The following is a 20,975-nucleotide window of genomic DNA, read 5'->3' as shown; positions in this document are numbered from 1 at the left end:
AATTTGACCCTGCGTTTTTCAGAGGATACGTCATGAACCTTTTTGATGTGAACAAAATAATAAATATTTGTCATACTATGCGGGGCACTATGTTTCACGTAATTCTGATTGTTATTTTTACGTTTTTCGGTATCGCAAATACGTATGCTCAGGAAATTGATAATAATGATACTATTTCTAGTTATCAATTCTTTATTGCGAATTCAGATAATTACGAACGATGTGGTATCGGTTTTAATTTGCGTGACAAAAATAATTCTGGACCTTACCGGTTTTCATTTAGCTCGTTCTCAATAATATCTTTAAATGATATTCGCCTCAATTCCAAGATTATTCTCTTGTCCGGGGAATTCCTAAATAGCATTACGCTTTTTTGCTCTGGCGGAGCAATGTTGCTTGCGTCTGATAAGGTATATCTCAATATGGTCCCAGACTTTTCCGTAGGAACTTCACATTCTTATGGGATAAAGTGGGGGTTGTTCTATGTTGAAAATGAGTTTTATTACGTAGTTCGAGCTGATAGTAATTTAACGCTGAAAGACAAAACAATAAATATAGGATTATGGAATGAATTTTAACTGCGAGATAATCTATCGGCTTTGGTATTTTATAATAGTGGTTTTGATTTCGCTATTTATTGGAACAACTGCGTTCTCTGAAAGCAATATAACTGCTAATTCTGTTGTTAATGGTGCTATTAGATTAGAATGGCAGCCACTTATCAGCGTTGGAGATATTTTTTCTCCGGTAACAAACAGCTATGTTATTTATGATATTTATCGCAGCACAAATAATGTTGAGGGTAAAGATATTGCTTGGTTATCCCAAAACTTACAGCCGATTACACTCAATTGCAGTGTTTCCCAAAATGGAGCTGTTGCGAGCTTTGTCGACGCACAAGGGTTGGTTAATTCGCAGAAGTATTATTATTTTCTGGTAGCTGATGATACTTATCCGACCTCGTTTGGAACCGTACTATATTCGGTCACTGCGGCTTGTTCAGATAACACAGGTCCAACGATCGTAAGTCTATATTATACAACACCTTCAAATAATTCTTTTATTCAAACTAAGGATTTCACTGTTTCTTTGAATATTAATGATAATGTAGGCATAACTATAAATAATCTTGTTCTTTGTTATAAGTTTTCTAATTCATTAAATCCTGTCGACGCTGGCATAACAGGGAACGTTTCACTGACTATAGTTGGCGAAGCCCCCTCATTTAGCGCTTTTGCAACTATACCAGCCTCTACGGCTACACAAAACTATTTGTACTATTGGATTTCCGGTACGGACGCAGCGGGAAATCCAGTTTCTAATTCATTGATAAGTCCAAATGCTATATCATCTTCAATTCAAGTTTATTTCGATAATGTCCAGCCTGCGATTATTTCTATTAATCTCATTAATGATAAAGCCTATGATGTTCAAACATTAGCTATTACTGCATCAGTCACTGAGATCGCCAATGATTATGTTAATTCTTCTGGGCTTCAGGATGGATTCGTTATCCTTGCCTACAGGCTAAATGGCTTCTTATCTCGACTGCCAATGCAAGTAGTCGGATCAATTATTCAGGGTTCGGTACCAGGACTTTCTGATGGTGACGATTTGTCTTTTTGGTTTGAAGGTTCTGATATGGCCGGAAATGAAATAACCTCGAATATCATGCCTTTCTCAATCAGTGAGACCACTGCAATGAAGGTTAAGATAGATACACTAGCTCCTCATTGTTCGACAATTAACATCCTTACAATAAACAATAACAGTGTAGTCAAGAATCGTGATACGTTTCTGATAACCGCAAACATCGTAGATTCATCTTTAATAACCGCAAACATCTTTTTAGATCTGACACCTGTGAATGGTAAAAGTCAGGTTACTCCAGATTCTTACATCAACGGCGTTGCGACTTGGGAATTGATAGCCTCAACGAATCTTGATGGTAATTATTTTATCACGCTTAATGCTACAGATGAAGTTGGTAAGAGCCTGGGTGGAGTTATAACAGCTTCAGTAATTGTCGATACCGATCAACCGCAAATCGCTTATATCTCGAGTTATGAAGGAACTAATACTATCGTAATCAAATTCACCGAGCCAGTAATTGTTACAGCTGATTTAACTTCGGCATCAGGCGCCTTTATTAATGGAATTCCCATTCCATTTAGCATTCCACGTAATTCAATTTTTTCAGATAGCGTAACAGGAACTATAGGGATAGTCCTTTCATCGAATGATATTCTCGGAATTAGTATTATGGATAGGAATGCTTTTTTAGATAGGGCGGGCAATGTGTTGACAGGGAATATTTCCTGGTCCGATAAACTTACGGGTTATTCTCTGTTCGCATTCAGGGATGAATTTTTAACCCAGATATTTCCTACAAACAATAGCGGAAACACAATTATTAATGGAGATAATATCTACCTGAAAATCATAGCAAATGAGAATATATCTGAAAATACGTTAGCATTAAATGTCGGACAATCAATTAATGAAAGTATTGCTTATCATCTGGTTTCGACTCCCAATAATTCCATGACTGCTTTTTATACAAGTTTCAATATGATTGCAAGTAATAATAGTACAATTAGTTTCTTTCTTACTGGACGAGATATTGCTGGGAATGATTTCAACGTTCTTAGTCCGGCAAACTGTCCGTTTATGGTCTTCGATACTCAAGGTCCCAGTATTATCACTCATAACATTCCTCAGAGGCTTCGTTTTGATCGGGTCCGGAATTTTGATATTGTAGCTACTATGAACGAAAATAGCTTAGTATCTATTAACGCATTTGTCCTTAACTGGAAATTATATGATAGTAGCAATCAGCCTAAAAGTGTAACTTTATCATGTTTATTGCATAGTGATCTATCCCAGGGTGATATTCCGGTTACTTTGAACAATTTCGATTTTTCAAATGGCGGTATTTATTCGTTAAATGATTGTGATTATGCCAAAGTTTGGTTTTCCGGGTCCGATGTTGTTGGGAATGCGCTGAATACAGACAGGAATTCACCTTTTTATCCTGCTGCTATTATAGTTTTTGACAGCGGAATACCTTCTCTCACCGTGCTCTGTTCGCCATCAGACGCAATAAAAACGGGAACAACCGTTACAATGACCTTTACAAGTAATGATTTACTGGAAACCACATTGTTACCAACAATTAATCTTTTCTATACATATGATTCTTCATCTCAAAATATAATACAGGGAATTTTTCTTAACTCTACAACCTATATTGCTACATTTAACGCGCCCTCAAAGCCAGGGACGGTAAATATAAGTGCATATGGCTTCGAAGAAATAATGGGGTATGAAATGACCGAAAGCACAGGCACGAATATCAGCAGGTTATCTATCGACAATACCTCTCCATATCTTATTACCGCGAGCTGTTCAGTTCCTTTTGGGGAATATATCAAAAAAGAAGATTTTAATCTGTATTTTCTTGTCTATGAGGCAATGCGTATAGTAACTGGTGATGTTTTTGTAAATATGGCGTATGCAAATCAGATAGATGTAATAACAATGAATATATCATATGTTAATAATAACTATTATCTTGCGAGTGCAACATTGCCGGTAGCTTCAATAGGAAACAGTGTTACTCTGAGCTATTGGTTTAGCGGGCATGATAGTGCCGGAAATAGGCTCGAAACACAAGGCTTACCCTTAGCGGTTACTCTATCGGAAGGAGTTCAGGTAGGAGTTGATGGAGTAGCACCAAGTATCACGATCCAAACACCCACAAGAAGTACTACATTGCTTAGTAGCGTAAGAATTAGCGGAATTGTTTCTGACAATATAGCTTCAATAGCGAACGTGATTGTTGATCAGTATTGGCAAAATGGCAACACCTATTTTTTCGTAACCGAGAATGCTGTTCCTGTGACTATCAACTTCTATGACGTAACAATGAACCTGATGGAAGGTAATAATCTGTTCGTTGTAAAGGCTCAAGATGTAGCCGGAAACGAATCATCTGAGAATGCTGTGTTATCATATTCCGCAGCTGAAGGTACAAATGCGAGTAATGGTCTATCTGCCAAAATAATCATACCGCTCGGTGCTTATGAAAAAGACGTCAACTTAGATGTCCACGTTCTTTCTAGTCTGAACTCAGCTGCGATGGGAATTACAAATAATACCTATCTGGGCGGTGTGGATGTAAAGATTTCTGGTATCGAAAATCCGATATTTGCTCTACCGGTTAAGATTTCTATTGACCTTCCGTCAGGCACTACAACCTCCCAACTTCTCGTATTATGGTGGAATCCATCTACTGCAAGCTGGAACGCTTCAGGCATTACCAGCGTCAATGTTATCGCTCAAAAAGTTACTTTTTATACGAACCATTTCACTACCTTTGGAATTTTCTCTACTGCCGATCTCATCGCTCCTGATCTGTCAGGCGTGTATATTGATGGTGAATTAATCAGCACCAACGACTATGTGTCTTCCCGTCCTGAGTTGAAGCTACTGCTTCGGGATAATTCGGCGGGAATAGGATTGACTATGTCCACGGTAGAGCTTTATCGAGTTATTGGTGTAGTCGATACTCTGATATCAATGAGTACAACAAATTATCAAATAACTACAGAGCAAGTTACAGTTATTTATCGACCGTATGAAAACTTGTTTCCTGGATCCTATTTTTATAAAGTTACTGCAAAAGATGCTAATAATAACATTCTCGAAAGAACTTCGCCTGTTTTTCGTATAAAATCTTTGTTTTTTGATTTTTCAGCAATTCATGGTCCGAATCCTTTTTCCCCTGATTATGATGGAATAAATGATATATTGAAAATTACCTATCAAATGTCAGAAAATGCTGAAATAAATATAAGGATCTTTGATATTACGGGGAAAATGCTGCAATCGTGGCATTTTTGGGCCGGCAACCCGGACGGGGGAAACCCCGGCTACAATGAGGTTCTCTGGGATGGGAGAAACAGGTATGGAGAGATTGTTGCTAATGGTGTGTATTTCGCTGTAGTGACAGCAGAAAACATTAATTCTGTAAAGAAGAAAGCTATCCTTAAAATTGCGGTATTGAAATAATGTTAAAAAGACTTATATCAACTAAATTGTCAGTATTTTTTGTCTGCTTTCTTTGCTGTTCATACGTTCTTGCCTCTGAAAACGGAGCTGTTTTTCTTGAGAATGGTGGTGGAGCAAAAGCGATGGCTTATGGTGATGCCTTCGGTGCAAATACCGGAGAAATCTGGGAGACGTTATACAATCCGGCTGGAATTTATGGCATAAAAAATGCTGTTTTGGAGAGCATGTACCAATCTATTTTTATCGATACCAATTATAAGTCGCTGGCAGTAGCAGTACCTTTTCAGTACGGTACCTTTGCAACCCATTATTATTCGGCAGGCGTAAGCAACATTCCTGAAACGCAAATTAATTCTGAAGGTAGGCCCGAAGCGACCGGGGAACTTTTTTCCTATATTTCGACTGCTCTGCTAATAAGTTATGCAACTGATTTTAGTACAAAAAAGATTTTTGCAGGATGTACGTTGAAATTTATCGATCAAAAATTGTGGGACAATTCTTCCTCTGGCTATGGAATGGATATTGGTATTATATGGGCCCTTGATAATAGTTACCGCTTTGGAATATCAGCAATTAATATTTTGAAGCCAGCTTTAAAGTGGAACACTTTTAATGAGAGTCTTGATACAGCGCCATTAAAGATTATCGGAGCTTTTGATTATAAGTCAATTGATGCGAAAGTCCGTGTCCGTGCCTCAATAAAAAAAATCACAAACCGTCCGTACACTTATCATTTTGGAGTAGGTTACAGGCTAATAGATGAACTTGAACTTCGTGGTGGCATGAATGAGGGGCAGAGTACGTTTGGGCTTGGGATCAGCTTAGGTCCGGTTAATTTTGATTATGCTGTAATGGCCTCAAAATATAATGAGGTAGGCAATTTGCAGAGATTCTCCTTTGGGTATCAATTCTCTTTGCCGGAAAAGAAAATGAAGACAGTTCTGGTACCTGAAACGATAGGAACTGCTAATACTATCCCCACCAAGAGTGTTGAGTTGAATGTTGATTCAGTGTTAACAACGAATAATAACCGGCAATCACTACCTATTTCCGATCGGATGTATTCTCCTGAAGAGAAAAAAAATGAGTATCCAGATGGTTTTACTGTGTTGATCAATCAAGCAAATGCGGCATTTATAAACGAGGAATACGAAAAAGCTATCGAGCTATTGCTTCAATCATTACAATTTGATGACAAAAGAATCCGAACCTATATAGCCTTAGGTGCCTCCTATCTCAATTTAGATCAGAAGGATCGAGCTCGGGAATATTGGGATAAAACGCTTACTCTTGATCCTGGTAATGAAAGTATAAAAAAACGAGTTGCTAAGTATTTCAAAATTAATACTGCCCCGGATTATTATCAGCAGGGTTATGTTTATTTTAATGATAGGAATTATGAAAAAGCTATTGGCGAGTATAAAAAGGCGATAGCTATCGACCCGAAGTTTGAACTTGCATATCTCTGGTTGGGAAATAGTTATAAAATGCTCGGACAATCCGACGAAGCAAGAAAATCATGGACTAAAGGCGGCAAAACAATAGAAGAAGAATCTGATAGGTTCTACGAACATGGATATGTCTGTTTCATTCAGCAGGATTACAAATCTGCTATTGATAGCTATCTGAGGGCAATTGAATTAAATCCAGCTTCAATAAAGGCTTATGTCTGGCTAGGAAACATGTATATTCGACTAGACCAAAAAGAACATGCCGTTGATATTTGGTCAAAAGCCTTGAAACTAGCTCCAGATAATGAGGAATTGCAGTTTAAGCTCTCTCTTTATCTGAGTAATAAATAGTATGATTGCTTAGTTTCTTGCAACGGCTTCAGAATTCGATTCTATAGCTGATAATATTTTTTTTATATCTATCATCTCGATTCCTTCTATATACTCTGTTCTTGGAATAGTATTAATGTAAGCTAACTTATTGATAGCTTTAACAACATCTTCAATTTTGTACAATGAAGAGAGTATTGTTTCCCAAATTTGTTTCGATTGTGGATCAATGCTTTTTTTTATGTGTATATTTGCAAGTGTAAGGATAGGCTGGAGCGCATTAAAAATTTCGTGGTTGTAAGTTGTCGAAATATGATTCAACACTTCCATTGGCGATTCAAATCTTGGCTGAGAATGCTCGTCAATACTGATATTCTTTATTTTATTGTAAGTTAGTGTCATATGATGTAATTAACGTTGAGATTTAAACAATATTAAAATATATCTTTTTATTTCGAGTGATATTATATAGGTAGGCGCTAAATTATTCCAGCATAAAAAAAATGCGGTATATTATCCTGTTAGCTAGAGAAGTTATTTTTGTAGTTTTTCATCTGTATCTATCGATCGAGGCCCCTTAATTAGAAGTAATAGCGTTAAAATTACTTTTTTCAGGGTCAGCTGTAAACATTTTTGTGGGTGTTTATTTGAATAATAAAATATTTTAATTTAATATGCGATCATCATTGTATTCTCACTACTTAAGTCTTATGGATTTAAGTAGTGAATATGTAGGACCTGAATCGGAAATTGTGCTTTTAACGAATTCTATAGTGTTTATTGAATAAATATTTTTATCAATTTTATCGATAGAATAATTATTTTGCAGGTGGGAGTCCAAATTTACAATATTTTGTGATGACTTGAATCTACCAAGCGTGATATGTGGTTTGAACTTGTTGTCGTCCACGAAGTTTCCTGTTTTATAAACTTCCTGAAAATGGGTTTCATTGCTAAGCCTAAACCATAATAACCGTGGATGATGTAAGTTCGGGGATATCTCAATAGACGCTAGTGAAAACTTTATTGATGATAGTTCAGAATAAGTCTCAGATAGTTTAATAAAGATTTTTTCGAAGTCAGTTTCAGTCACGCTCTCATAAAAAGAAATGGTAATATGGTAATTATTTTGCGTTACCCAACGAATATCTGTACCAAACTGTTTAAGGTTTTGTGTAGTAGTTTTTAGGGAATAAATAAGTTCATATGGTAATTTAAAGGATATAAAAGCTCTCATTTTAAGAGCTAGTTTATAGTATTCAGTGGTCAATTTCAAGTCGATAATCTGTTTGTATAACCAAGGAATTAATTTCCAATATCTAACATCGTAATACCTTCTAAGTATTGAGTTGTTGGTATTACATCCGCTTTCTGCAGGTTATTAATGCTTGTTACGGTATTTTGTATCTTTTTGGCAGCTAATAGAATAATCTCAAGAGCTGCTTTTAAGTCAGGATCATCAGTTTTATTTTTGAAGAAGTTTGACATGAAAAAAATTGGTGTCAGGGCATTATTGACTTCATGGTTTAAGGATATGCTTACTACGTTGAGTGCTTTTTTTAAGTATTCATTTTCGATGTCCATTTTATTGATTTGGTTGAGTTGATTGACACTATTATTGATCTGATTCAATGCTGTGTTTATTGTAGGATTAAAAATCGTATTAGTTATTTGCATTTTATCAATCCTTTCTCCCTCTGTTTATATGTCGTACTCTTTCTGCAATAATTTCAAATATTGTATATGCTATTAGCAAGATTATTGTGAAATGTATATTTTAAGACTCTCTCAGAATTTGCAAAATAATTCATTTCCAGATGGTATCATAAAAAGATGGATTCCTGCAATTGCAATATTTTCTTTAATAATAAGTTTTTTTGTTAACGTGTTGCGATTATTTTCTATAACTATTAGTGATACAAGGATTTCCGTTGACTTTTATTTATCCGGCCATTAAATAGCGATTAGAACTGTATATCCCATTTATTAACATAAAATATCATTAACAATTATTTTGAAACATTTGGTTTTTTGAAATTATTGGTAAAATGTTAAACAGGAGTAGTAAATATGCAAAACATAGTAAAACCTATAGAAACTTTTAATATCCAGAATAGGAAATATCTCGGATCGAAGTCTAATTTATTAGCACCCTTGCTAAAGATTATGATAGATCGGGTTGGTGAAATATATTCATTTGCAGATTTGTTTGCTGGAACTGGGGTAGTGGCAGAAGGCATAAAAAAAATATTTCCTGATGCTCAGCTTGTAGTTAATGATATTTTATTTTCTAATTATATAATTTATCAGGCTTTTTTCGGGTGTAATAATATTGAGGTATCGGTCCCCAAGATTTATGAACTTATAGATAAATTTAATCAGGTAGATGGTTATTATGGTTATGTTAGTCATAATTTTGGAGGATGCTATTTTACAATAGAGAATGCAAAAATTATAGATGAAATTCGAGATACCATAGAAGAAATATATAAAAAAAGAGAAATCAACTTTAAAGAGAAAAGTATCCTATTGACTAGTCTGATATACTCAATTGATAAGTGTGCCAATACCTGCGGGCAGTATGATTCTTATCTAAAGCATTTAGGTTCGAAATCGATGGTGAATGGGATACATAAAATAGATAATAATGTATATAAAAAACTTGAAATGAAGTACCCAAACTATGCGGTTAGTAAGAATAAAAACTTAATAGTATCTATGGATGCAAATATTCTAGTCGAGCACATTCACACTCAGGTAGTCTATATTGACCCTCCGTATAATACCCGTCAGTATATAGATAATTATCATATTCTTGAAAATATTGTTAAATGGAATAAGCCTGAGGTTTATGGGAAAACCAAGAAGTTCAAGCGCGATTTATTGAAAAGCCGTTATTCTCAGGTAAAATATGCAGAGCTAGCATTTCGGATGTTGATAAAGCATATTAAAGCCGAGCATATATTTGTCAGTTATAATTCTGAAGGATTATTAGAAAGAAATGAAATGCTAACAATTTTAGAGAAAAAAGGCCACGTTGATATTGTTGAATTGCCATATAATGTTTTTGGAAATGGTGCAGGACAGTCTAAAAAAAGGGTTGTTACTGAATACTTGTTTTATCTTAAATGTAAATAACCCTGCCTATTTAATTTCAGGCAAGATGTAGCACGTGCTTCTTCCTTTTCCTGCTGTAGCTAATAATTCTTGCCTTAGAAGCTCTACTAATTCAATATGTGCAGTTTTGTGGGATACCTTGAAAAGGTCTCTATAGATCATATTAGTAATCGAGCCATTCTCATGAACGTGGTTGAGGGCATCTTTTTGTCTTTTATTTAGGCCTTCATGAATATTCTTAAGGTTTGCAGAGAGAGACTTCTCTTCGTCCAGGGATGCTAATCGTGTAATTTTATTATCTCTAATATAACATTTGGAATCAGCAAAATAGGGTTTTGAATTTCCTTCATGGACCGAGATTAGCAATATATTTTTGTTTGCCTTCTCAATTTCAGTAACAAGTGGGATAAGCTTGGGGTTGCATTTTGCTTTAGCTACGGCTAGAATCCATTCTTTAGTGACTGTTTCTCCTATTAAATGACCATTTTTATCATCAATGCCAAGAACTATATAACCCCCTTTAGCATTGGAAAAAGCAGCAAGATCTTTTGCCAAATCAATGGAATTCAACAAGTTTTTTTTAAACTCGATTGAAGGTCCTTCACCTTGTTGTAATAATTCTATGATTTGTTTCCAGCTCAAATCGTCACCACCTATATTATATCTTATAGCATTTTTTTTCTTATCTTTCAAATAATTTTGATCACTAGATAGAATTGTTTTTTATATAACCGTTAGCTCTTCTGGGTTTACTGAAATTATTATTAACGAAAAAATAGTAGGAAAATTTGATTGCTACGCTGTGGTGTGTTTTGATCAACAGAGTAATCATTCCTGTTTTGATGATGCAAAATAACAGGTATTTTCGATAAGAGGATTGCAATAATTTATTATGCAATAATATTTTGATTAGGCAGAATCACAGTGTTGTCAGGCACGATCCCATTTTCAATATATGTGTTGCTACCTATAACGCAATTATTTCCGATTATTGAATGTCCTTTAATGTATACTCCTGGATAGATTATTGTATCTTGATCTATTATTGCGTTGTGTTCAATATAGGTTGTGTTCGGATCAATAATTGTCACCCCATTATTCATCAGGAGTTCATTTTTTAACTGGTATAGATAGAGAGATACGTCTGATAGGTCCTTTCTGCTGTTAATTCCCTGGAATTCACGATAATTGTTAGCAACATATGAATATACTGATTGTCCGTTATTTTTTGCAATCTGGATGATATCGGTCAGGTAGTATTCTTTTTGCTTGTTATCAGTTGTTATGCTTTTTAAACTTTGAAATAGAACAGATTTGCTGACACAGTATATACCTGTGTTTATTTCTTTCACTAAGCGTTCATCTTCGGTGGCATCTTTTTGCTCGACAATTTTAAGTACCTGATCGCTTTTATCTCTAATAATTCGTCCGTATCCGGTCGGGTCTGGCATTGACGTCGATAGGACAGAAATGTGGGCATCAGTTTTCTTGTGATACAAATAAAAATCATTAAGGGTTTTTGCGCTTATAAGTGGAGCATCGCCGGGAAGAATGATGATATCACCTTCCTTATTTTTAAAGTTTTCTTCGGTTTGTATCACTGCATGTCCAGTTCCAAGCTGCTCTTTTTGTGTAACGAATTCAACTTTGGTTGAGGTGACGGTTTTTAATACATCATCAGATTGAAAACCTACGACGATACACATTGAACTAATGTTTAGCTCTTCGAGATTATTGATGACTTTATTGATGACAGGTATTCCTGCGACATCATGGATTGTTTTGACCTTTTTTGATTTCATTCTTGTGCCTTTTCCCGCTGCTAGTATAATTGCATGTAATGTCATTTATTTTCTCCATTTATTTATAATTTGAATTATCTGTTATTTCTTTATGAAATTAGCTTTGTACAAATGACGATTATACATAGATTCTAGGCTAAAATAATATAGTAAAATTTAATAAAGAATCATCACACAAATGATCTATTGTATAATCGTTATGTATTATAACTCCTATGAAAATTATTGACAACCCATTATGCCTATGATAGTATTGATCTTGCTTAAGAAGGCATATAATATATTGACTCTAATATAATGAAAGTTGATATTTTTTGATCGCAAAATTACTTCGTTTTAATCGTGAGATTTATTATGAACTTTAAGGAACCAAAGTATGCTACTTTGGTTTTTTTTAATCTAAGGAGTTTTCAGCTTCTTGATAACAACAACTATGGTATAACCTTGTGAAGGAAGATGTATCCGTTATTGGATTAAGTATAGATAAATACTCTCTAAACGACATTCGAGGTTATTTAGAGAAGAAGCTCGATATTCGAAGGTTTGTTCATTCACTCGAAGTCGCAAAAGTGGCTGTGAATATTGCCTCCTACTATAAAGTTTCGCAAGAAAAAGCAGAAATTGCTGGCTTGTTGCATGATTGCTCTCGTTATCTTACACATGAAGAATATCTTGCTATTGCGATTAAAAATGGAGTTACTCCAGACGAAATAGAGTTTAAGAGCCCGGTTCTGTTGCATGCCTTTGTTAGCTCGATCATTGCTGAGGAGGAATATAGTATAATTGATGATGATATTCTTTCTGCAATAAGGAAACATACTACTGGCGATGCTGATATGTCTGAACTTGATAAAATAATATATATTGCAGACTTTATCGAGCCAACCAGGGGATTAGATAGTAGAATAATTAATCATATAAATCAATATATATACAAAGACCTAAATCGCGCTGCTTATTTAGTTGTGGAAGAGGTTATTGCCTATTTGAAAAATAGTAACAAATATATACATCCGCGTACACTTAGTTTTCAATTAAACTTGATGAGTAATATTAATGAAAAATAAAAGAAAGAACTATAATGAACGATATACCTAAACAAACGAATAATTCACAAATCCCGAATAAGAAATCAAAAAATAAAAAAAAGATATTTGCTTATATTGCTTTTGCCCTGTGTACTTTTTTCTTGGCTGGGTTTCTTGGAGTATATACGGCAATTAATTTTGGCAAATTATCCCTTATGGACATGCTTATCACCATGATGCCTCAGTCAGGCTTTGATAATAACGTTAATATTTTGGTAGCAGGTGTCGATGCGACTGACGGAGCTCATAGAACAGATACGATCATGCTTGTTCATTTAGATTCAAATAAGAATCGAGTTGGCGTAATTTCGATCCCAAGGGATACACGGGTTGAAGTTCCCGGGCATGGATTTACTAAGGTGAACCATGCATATGCATTCGGCGGTATCGATTTATCTGTTAAAACTGTATCTGCTTTTCTTCAGGTACCGATACAGTATTATGTTGTTATTAATCTTGACGGAGTTGTTAACGTAATTGATCAGCTTGGTGGCATAACGGTCGATGTGCCTAAACGAATGTATTACGTTGATAAAGCTGGAGAGCTTTATATTGACCTGCGCCCTGGAAAACAGGTTCTTTCAGGCAAGCAAGCTATGGGCTATGTTCGTTACCGACATGACGCTGCCGGAGATATTGGAAGAATAAAACGCCAACAAGATTTTATGAAAGCTGTAGCAGATAAAATAATTCAATCTGGTAATATTTTTAAGGCGCCACAGCTTTTTAAGCAATTAACAAGTAATTTCAGCACAAATCTAACAACAAAACAACTTTTGCTTTTTGGTCTGAAAATGAGGACTGCATTCGCTGCTAATAATATCGTAATAGATACGGTACCAGGCGGTCCTGTTTTGCTTGAAGGTCTTAGCTACTGGCGGCCCGATGTTCCCTCAACCTTAAAACTTGTAGACAAGGTTATTCAAGGAATTGAGAATGTAGAAAAAGAAGGTCCTGCAGATATGGAACCCACAGGGGCTGTGTCGACGGAGCCGGGTGAGAAAATAGTATCCGAGAAAGAAAGGCAATCCGATGTTAATAAGGCAATAAAAGCGGCAAGCACAATGAACCCTAAAAATTCTTTAGGTGAGGGTGTTAAACTTTCAACTCGCGCAATTAGCAAGATTATTCCTACACTTCAAGAAGTCAGCAAGGGTGAAGTATTGCCGGATAACATGAATTTGAGTGTTGAAATACTCAATGGGTCTGGTTATCCTTTTATAGCGAAGAAGATAGCTCGGGAATTAAAGGTTAAAGGAATCAAAGTTCCCTGGGTTGGAAATGCCGCTCATTTTAATTATAACAAAACTATTATTGTGGATTGGAAAGGTTTGACGAAAGAAGTCCTTCAGCTCTCAACTTCGCTAAAGATTGACCCAAAAAATATTATCACTTATAATAAGCCGAACAAGAAGTTGGATGTAACAATTGTAATAGGTAAAGACTGGAAAGATATTAAAGGACGGTTATGATTATAATTGTGCAATCTTTAAATAATTAACAACAGATTTCGGGGTGATGATTAATAGGTGTTAAAAACAGAAGAATTGATAGAAATAATTACGAATGAAGCTGAAGCCTTAAAAGCTAACGAGATTGAGGTTTATGATGTTTCTAAGCAATCAAATATAGTTGACTATTTTATTATTTGTAGTGGAACAAGTAATGTACACGTTGAATCTATAGCAAATCGGATTAGTGACAAATTGCGCGAAGTTCATGAAAAAGTATCATTGGATGGGACTAAAAGCAGCAAGTGGATCGTTATAGATGTAGGTCCCGTAATGGTGCATGTCATGGGTGTTGAAGAAAGATCCAAATATAATCTTGAACAAATTTGGAAAAATTCATCAATTATATATCATTAATAATCTCATACTAATAAAAATAGGGCTTTATTTAAAGTAAAAAATATATTATTATATTTCATGATTAAAAAATGTGATGATTATTCTAAAATAAATATTCTATAATATTTTATTTTTAATAAATATAAATGGGGCTGTAGTTCAGCTGGGAGAACGTTTGGCTGGCAGCCAAAAGGTCAGGGGTTCGAGCCCCCTCAGCTCCACCAAATAAATGTGTTACCATCCTCGTGAATATAGAGGAAACCAATATTAAAGAAGAAAGGTGAGTAAGGAAATGGCAAATAAACAGGTATACTTTTTTGGAAATGGTAAAGCAGATGGAAACGGGAAGCAAAAAGATCTTCTTGGAGGTAAAGGAGCGGGTCTTGCTGAAATGACTAATTCAGGCGTTGCAGTTCCTGCCGGATTCACAATAACAACAGAGGTGTGTGACCACTATTATAAAAATGGAAAACAAATGCCAGCAGACCTCGATAAAGAGGTGTCAGAAAACATTGTTAAGCTTGAAGCTTCAATGGGCATGAAGCTTGGAGATCCTTCAAATCCATTACTAGTATCTGTACGTTCTGGCGCCAGAGAATCTATGCCTGGCATGATGGATACTGTTTTAAACCTTGGCATTAACGATAAGGTTGTTGAAGGAATTATTAAAAAAACAAATAACCCAAGGTTTGCTTGGGATTCTTATCGACGTTTTATTCAAATGTTTTCAGATGTTGCAATGGATGTACCTAAACATCACTTTGAAGAAGCGCTAACTGAAGAAAAGAATAAATTTGCAAAAAAAACCGGTAGAGATCCAAAAGAAGTAAAAGATACTGATCTTTCAGCCGATGACTTAAAAGAATTGGTTAATACTTATAAGCAGATATTTAAGAAAGAAAAAGGCGAAGATTTTCCTCAAGATCCACTTACACAATTATGGGCTTCTATAGCTGCTGTGTTTAATTCATGGAATAATGAGCGAGCTATTGTATATCGCCAAAAATATAGCATAAAAGGTTTATTAGGGACTGCAGTAAACGTACAGGCAATGGTATTCGGAAACATGGGTGATACCTCAGCTACCGGCGTATGTTTTTCTAGAAATCCGGCTAACGGCGAAAATAAGTTCTATGGTGAATTTTTAATTAATGCCCAAGGCGAGGATGTTGTTGCTGGTATAAGAACTCCTCAGAAGATATCTCTGGAATCTTCACAAGAATGGTCAGAACAGCACGGTATTTCAGAAGCTGACAGAAAGTCAAAGTACCCATCACTAGAAGAAATAATGCCTGAAGCGTATAAGCAATTAATTACGTACAAAACTAATTTGGAAAAACATTACCGAGATATGCAGGATATGGAATTTACGATACAAGACGGCAAGCTCTATATGCTTCAAACCAGAAATGCTAAGCGTACTGGATTTGCTGCCATTAAGTGTGCAGTTGACATGGTTAATGAAGGCATGATAGTCGAAAAAGAAGCTGTTCTTCGCGTAAACGCTGACCAGCTTAATGAAGTTCTTCGTCCGATATTCGATACGAATGATAAAGTAAAGGCTCAGTCAGACGATAGAGTTTTGGCTCGTGGTCTTAATGCTGGTCCTGGTGCTGCTTGCGGACAGGTATATTTCAGTGCCAGTGAAGCTGTAGAAGCTGCAGAAGTAAGAAAAGAAAAGGTAATTCTTGTTAGAATAGAGACTACTCCAGAAGATATTAAGGGTATGATTGTTGCCGAAGGGATTCTTACTGCCATGGGTGGCGCAACTTCACACGCTGCTGTTGTTGCTCGACAATTAGGAACAGTATGCGTTGCCGGATGCGGTAAATTAAATATTGACTACGCAAAACAACAGATGTCAGTTGGTAGCATAGTTATTAAACAAGGGGAGTTTCTTTCAATTGATGGTTTTACAGGCGAAGTAATCGCAGGAAAAATCAAAACCAAGCCTTCAGAAATTTTGCAGGTTATGGTTGAGAAGACTCTTGATCCATCTAAATCAGAACTCTATCTAGAATATGACAGATTAATGAAATGGGCAAGTGGCTTTAAGAAGATTGGTATTCGTACAAATGCGGATCAACCTGATCAAAGCTTAATCGCAAGGACCTTTGGCGCTGAAGGTATTGGTCTATGTCGTACTGAGCATATGTTTTTCGGCGGCGATAGAATAAAAGCTGTGAGAGAGATGATCCTTTCTGATAACGTAGAAGGTAGGCTGAAAGCATTGGTAAAACTACTTCCGATGCAGAAAACTGATTTTTATGACATATTTAAAGCTATGGAAGGGCTTCCGGTAACAATAAGATTACTTGATCCTCCGTTACATGAGTTCTTACCAACTAAGGTATCTGAAATTGAAGAACTTGCAAAAGACATGAATGTAAGCGTTGAAACATTAAACTACAAAGTTAAATCCCTTCACGAGTTTAATCCGATGTTAGGTCATAGAGGCTGCCGCTTAGGTATCACTTATCCTGAAATCTATGATATGCAAGTGAAGGCTATTATCCAGGCTGCTATTGATATTAAAAAGTCAGGAAAAGACATCGTTCCTGAAATCATGATCCCACTTGTAGGTGATGTAAAAGAACTTAGCATTCTTAAAGGAAACGCCATAAAGGTGATTGATGAAGAAATGAAAGCTGCCGGCGTCACTCTGCAATATATGATCGGAACAATGATTGAAGTTCCAAGAGCAGCAATTACTGCAGACGCAATAGCTAAAGAAGCTGAGTTTTTCTCATTCGGAACAAATGACCTTACTCAAATGACGTGCGGTTTTTCTCGTGATGATTCTGGTAACTTCTTGGGCGAGTATGTGGAAAAGGGTATTTATGACAAAGATCCATTCCAGGTTCTAGATCAGGTTGGAGTTGGAGAATTAATGAAGATAGCAATCGAAAAAGGCAAGAAAACAAATCCAAAAATCAAACTCGGTATTTGCGGTGAACATGGTGGAGAACCTGCAACTGTAGAGTTCTGCCATAATATTGGATTAACCTATGTTAGCTGCTCTCCATACAGAGTACCAATAGCATGTTTAGCTGCTGCTCATGCTGCGCTTAAAGAAAGTAAATAATTAACAAGTAACTGAGGGCGTTTTATCCGCCCTCAGTTGTTTTTTCATTTTTATAATATTGTTAATAGTAAGCATTTCTTATGTCCCTTGATGTTGTTTGAAAGGGTATGTGAGTATTTGATATCTAAAGAAACGATTAATGAAGTTATAGAGAAGGCAGATATAATCTCAGTTATCAGAGATTATGTAAGTCTTCGCAAACGGGGAACTAATTATATTGGACTATGTCCATTTCATAATGAAAAGACCCCGTCCTTTACTGTGTCACCTGATAAAAATATCTGGCATTGCTTTGGCTGCAACGAAGGCGGAAACGTTCTTCGTTTCATAACAAAGGTTGAAAATTTTTCTTTCATAGAGGCTATTCAATATCTTGCTAATAGAGTTGGCGTTACCATAGAGATTGATGCAAGTAAGAGCTATGATAAGAAATCTCCTATACTAGAGACCGTGAATAAATCTGCAAAATTCTACCACTCCTTAATCCTCAAAGAAGAAGCTAAAAACGCCTACAATTATTTGTTAAATAGAGGTTTTAGTGATGAACATATTAAGCACTTCCAGATTGGATACGCCCCTCGCTCCGCCAATTCTCTATTGATGTTTTTAAAGAACTCAGGCGCAGCCATAGATAGTTTAATTTCTGCCGGATTAGTAATTAAGCGAGAAAACGGAGATTATATTGATAGGTTCAGGGATCGCATTACATTCCCGATATGCAATTCTTTTGGTGACGTAATTGCTTTTGGTGCTAGAATAATTCCTGGTGCCGATGAGAGTAAACAGGCAAAATATATTAATTCTCCTGAAAATGATATTTATCATAAAGGCAAAATATTATATGGATTACATTTGACAAAGGATCACATAAAAAAGGGAAAAACTGCATTAATTGTTGAAGGTTATATGGATTTTCTTTCTTGTTATATTTCCGGAATTGTAAACGTTGTTGCAACGTTAGGTACTGCTATGACAATTGAACAGGCCCGTCTTATAAAACGATATGCGGATAATGCCGTTATTGGTTATGATTCTGATGCCGCGGGTGTAAATGCTGCGCTGAGAGCAGGAGAGATCCTTTATAATCTGAATGTTGATGTAAATATTGTGGAGTTTTCAAAAAAGGACCCGGATGAAGTTATTAGATCAGAAGGTATTGAATCTCTTACTAATCAAATTGTAAACGCAATACCGTTTACAATGTTTAAGATTGATAAGACGGTGGCAAAATATAACTTGCAAGTAGCTGAGAATGTTAGCAAAGCAGTAGATGAAATTGTCGTGTTCTTAGACAGCATTAATGATGCTTTGAAAACGCAGCCAATTATTAAGCAAGTATCGGATAAGCTCAAGATATCAGAAGAGTCTGTATATTCAAAGTTAAGGCAATTCAGATATTTCAAAAAAACGGGGGGAAAAGATAGTTCAAAAAATGTTAAACAACCGACAAAAGATAAGTATGTTAAAGCCCAGGAAATCATAATCCGGATAATTTCCCAAGATTGTTTGAAGAGAAAGGAAGTTTCGCAAGAACTTCCCCCTGAATATTTTGTCGATGAAAATATGCGAAAGATATATTCAATTATCTGTAATAATGAAGGCTCTTCAACTTCTATCATAGAGATGTTGGATGATGAGCTTTTGAAAAATCGGTACGTAAGTATTTTAATCAATGATATGAAAGAGGAGGTGAACGGTTTTTGGGATAATGTCAAAGTATTAAAGAATTTCGAGTATGAACAAAAAAGAATTAATATAGAAGAGAGCATTAAGCATGCTCAAGAAGATAACAATTTGGAAGAGCTGGATAATCTTTTGAAAGAGCTAAATAATCTTCGATTGAGAAGAGTTAGTTCAACTTTCAAGCAAGATGAAGAATCTTCAAGAAACAATAATGATTAAATGTTTGGTTCGGGCAAAAAATTTGAAGGTGGAGGGGAAATATGGTTAACCTTTCAGCAGGTAATAACTCATTTGATAAGACAGAAATATTAATAAAGGAAGATGTACTGGATGAACATTTAGAACAAGACAAGTTTATTGACGTATTCGCAACAGCTGAAGTTGAAGTTGAAGTTGAAGTTGAGGTTGATGATGCAAAAGAAGAAACAGAAATAAAGGAATTTGAAGAAGAAGCAGAGTTCGAAGGGGTTGATGTTTTTGATGAAATTCATAAGAAGGATATTGCTTCTGAAGATTCTGTGAAAATGTATTTGAAGGAAATCGGTGATTTATCACTGCTGACTACTGAGGAAGAACAATCTCTAGCTAAAAGGATAGAAGCCGGCGACGCCGAAGCCACTGCCAAGTTGGTTTCAGCTAATTTGCGTTTGGTAGTAAGTATTGCAAAGAAGTATATTGGAAGAGGTTTGCTTTTTCTTGACTTGATACAGGAAGGAAATTTGGGACTTATTAAGGCTGTCGAAAAGTTTGACTATAAAAAAGGATTCAAGTTTTCTACTTATGCTACGTGGTGGATTAGACAAGCGATAACCAGGGCTATTGCTGATCAATCACGAATTATCAGGATTCCGGTACATATGGTCGAGACGATTAATAAATTAAGAAAAACTTCTCGATTATTGCTTCAAGAAAAGAAAAGAAAACCAACAGACGAAGAAATCGCTGAATGTACTAATATGTCAGCGGACAAAATAAGAGAAATATTAACAGTATCCCTAGTACCACTTTCACTTGAAATGCCTGTTGGCGACGAGGATAGTAATAGACTTGGTGACATTGTCGAAGATAAAAATACAGCTACTCCTGAAGATCTTGTACTCAATAGTATGCTCAAAGAAGAGATCAAAAAAGCCATGGAAGTGTTAACCGAGAGAGAATATATGGTGTTGAAGCTACGGTTTGGGCTTGATGATGGCAAACCAAGAACATTAGAGGAAGTCGGCAAGGTATATGATGTAACTCGAGAGAGAATACGTCAAATAGAAGCGAAAGCCTTAGCAAAGTTGCGACATCCTCTTAGATGTGATCGTTTAAAGATATTTTTAAATAATTAAAATACATGAAATATATTAATATTACAACCGAAATCCCGTGCATTTGCGCGGGTTTTCATATTTATGTGCGCCCAGCATGGGCGCTTTCTAGTCGGTGAAAGTCCGATATGGGGGTTGATAGTGCCAACCATTAGCTCAAGACAAGGGTGTCCATCGTGAGGT

Annotated in this window: 15 protein-coding genes and 1 tRNA gene; 11 read left to right on the top strand and 5 right to left on the bottom strand. The window is 35.7% G+C overall.

Annotated features, from left to right (window positions below; translation table 11 throughout):
* Nucleotides 1–32: 32 nt before the first annotated feature.
* From DKM50_12605 to DKM50_12595, 3 genes are read left to right on the top strand one after another with little or no spacing between them, the layout of a single operon-like run.
* Nucleotides 33–578 (top strand): hypothetical protein, encoded by a 546-nt coding sequence (locus DKM50_12605; protein PZM77442.1) that lies wholly within the window; start codon nucleotides 33–35, stop codon nucleotides 576–578.
* Nucleotides 568–5,073, top strand: a complete 4,506-nt coding sequence (locus tag DKM50_12600) for a hypothetical protein (protein ID PZM77441.1) — start codon at nucleotides 568–570, stop codon at nucleotides 5,071–5,073. The genes DKM50_12605 and DKM50_12600 overlap by 11 nt, the downstream gene beginning before the upstream one ends.
* On the top strand, nucleotides 5,073–6,875 hold the full coding sequence (locus tag DKM50_12595) for a hypothetical protein (protein ID PZM77440.1): 1,803 nt from the start codon (nucleotides 5,073–5,075) through the stop codon (nucleotides 6,873–6,875). The genes DKM50_12600 and DKM50_12595 overlap by 1 nt, the downstream gene beginning before the upstream one ends.
* Before the next feature lie 9 nt (nucleotides 6,876–6,884).
* On the opposite strand, the gene DKM50_12590 is transcribed toward DKM50_12595, so the two are convergent.
* The 3 genes from DKM50_12590 to DKM50_12580 all read right to left on the bottom strand — a co-directional run bounded on the left by DKM50_12590 (nucleotide 6,885) and on the right by DKM50_12580 (nucleotide 8,531).
* Nucleotides 6,885–7,256 carry a hypothetical protein gene (locus tag DKM50_12590; GenBank protein ID PZM77439.1) on the bottom strand — a complete coding sequence of 124 codons (372 nt, stop codon included), beginning with the start codon at nucleotides 7,254–7,256 and terminating at the stop codon, nucleotides 6,885–6,887.
* Between the two features lie 295 nt (nucleotides 7,257–7,551).
* Nucleotides 7,552–8,130, bottom strand: a complete 579-nt coding sequence (gene thpR / locus DKM50_12585; protein PZM77438.1) for an RNA 2',3'-cyclic phosphodiesterase — start codon at nucleotides 8,128–8,130, stop codon at nucleotides 7,552–7,554.
* Between the two features lie 29 nt (nucleotides 8,131–8,159).
* Nucleotides 8,160–8,531 (bottom strand): hypothetical protein, encoded by a 372-nt coding sequence (locus DKM50_12580; GenBank protein PZM77437.1) that lies wholly within the window; start codon nucleotides 8,529–8,531, stop codon nucleotides 8,160–8,162.
* A 393-nt stretch (nucleotides 8,532–8,924) separates the two neighbouring features.
* On the opposite strand from DKM50_12580, the gene DKM50_12575 reads away from it, so the two are divergent.
* Nucleotides 8,925–9,992 (top strand): DNA methyltransferase, encoded by a 1,068-nt coding sequence (locus DKM50_12575; GenBank protein ID PZM77436.1) that lies wholly within the window; start codon nucleotides 8,925–8,927, stop codon nucleotides 9,990–9,992.
* Between the two features lie 6 nt (nucleotides 9,993–9,998).
* Here the strand turns inward: DKM50_12575 and DKM50_12570 are convergent, their stop codons facing one another.
* Nucleotides 9,999–10,688, bottom strand: a complete 690-nt coding sequence (locus DKM50_12570) for a hypothetical protein (GenBank protein ID PZM77435.1) — start codon at nucleotides 10,686–10,688, stop codon at nucleotides 9,999–10,001.
* Nucleotides 10,689–10,861: 173 nt separating this feature from the next.
* Nucleotides 10,862–11,818: a hypothetical protein gene (locus DKM50_12565; GenBank protein PZM77434.1), complete on the bottom strand. Its 957-nt coding sequence runs from the start codon at nucleotides 11,816–11,818 to the stop codon at nucleotides 10,862–10,864.
* Nucleotides 11,819–12,219: 401 nt separating this feature from the next.
* Here DKM50_12565 and DKM50_12560 point away from each other — a divergent pair, with 401 nt between their 5' ends.
* The 7 genes from DKM50_12560 to rpoD all read left to right on the top strand — a co-directional run bounded on the left by DKM50_12560 (nucleotide 12,220) and on the right by rpoD (nucleotide 20,813).
* Nucleotides 12,220–12,840 (top strand): HD domain-containing protein, encoded by a 621-nt coding sequence (locus DKM50_12560; protein PZM77433.1) that lies wholly within the window; start codon nucleotides 12,220–12,222, stop codon nucleotides 12,838–12,840.
* Between the two features lie 14 nt (nucleotides 12,841–12,854).
* Nucleotides 12,855–14,333, top strand: coding sequence for a hypothetical protein (locus DKM50_12555; GenBank protein ID PZM77432.1), 1,479 nt, complete (start codon nucleotides 12,855–12,857; stop codon nucleotides 14,331–14,333).
* A gap of 57 nt (nucleotides 14,334–14,390) precedes the next feature.
* Complete coding sequence (gene rsfS, locus DKM50_12550) at nucleotides 14,391–14,729, top strand: ribosome silencing factor (GenBank protein ID PZM77431.1); 339 nt, start codon at nucleotides 14,391–14,393, stop codon at nucleotides 14,727–14,729.
* A gap of 130 nt (nucleotides 14,730–14,859) precedes the next feature.
* A tRNA-Ala gene (locus DKM50_12545) sits at nucleotides 14,860–14,935 on the top strand.
* A 68-nt stretch (nucleotides 14,936–15,003) separates the two neighbouring features.
* Nucleotides 15,004–17,796, top strand: coding sequence for a pyruvate, phosphate dikinase (locus tag DKM50_12540; GenBank protein PZM77430.1), 2,793 nt, complete (start codon nucleotides 15,004–15,006; stop codon nucleotides 17,794–17,796).
* A gap of 90 nt (nucleotides 17,797–17,886) precedes the next feature.
* Nucleotides 17,887–19,698: a DNA primase gene (locus DKM50_12535; GenBank protein PZM77429.1), complete on the top strand. Its 1,812-nt coding sequence runs from the start codon at nucleotides 17,887–17,889 to the stop codon at nucleotides 19,696–19,698.
* A gap of 41 nt (nucleotides 19,699–19,739) precedes the next feature.
* A complete protein-coding gene (gene rpoD, locus DKM50_12530; protein ID PZM77428.1) occupies nucleotides 19,740–20,813 on the top strand; it encodes an RNA polymerase sigma factor RpoD in 1,074 nt (357 codons plus the stop codon).
* Nucleotides 20,814–20,975 lie beyond the last annotated feature (162 nt).

It is taken from the genome of Candidatus Margulisiibacteriota bacterium (assembly GCA_003242895.1).
Classification (GTDB): domain Bacteria; phylum Margulisbacteria; class Riflemargulisbacteria; order GWF2-39-127; family GWF2-39-127; genus GWF2-39-127.
Note: the sequence above shows the minus strand (reverse complement) of the source record. Positions and strands in the feature narration are given on the sequence as shown.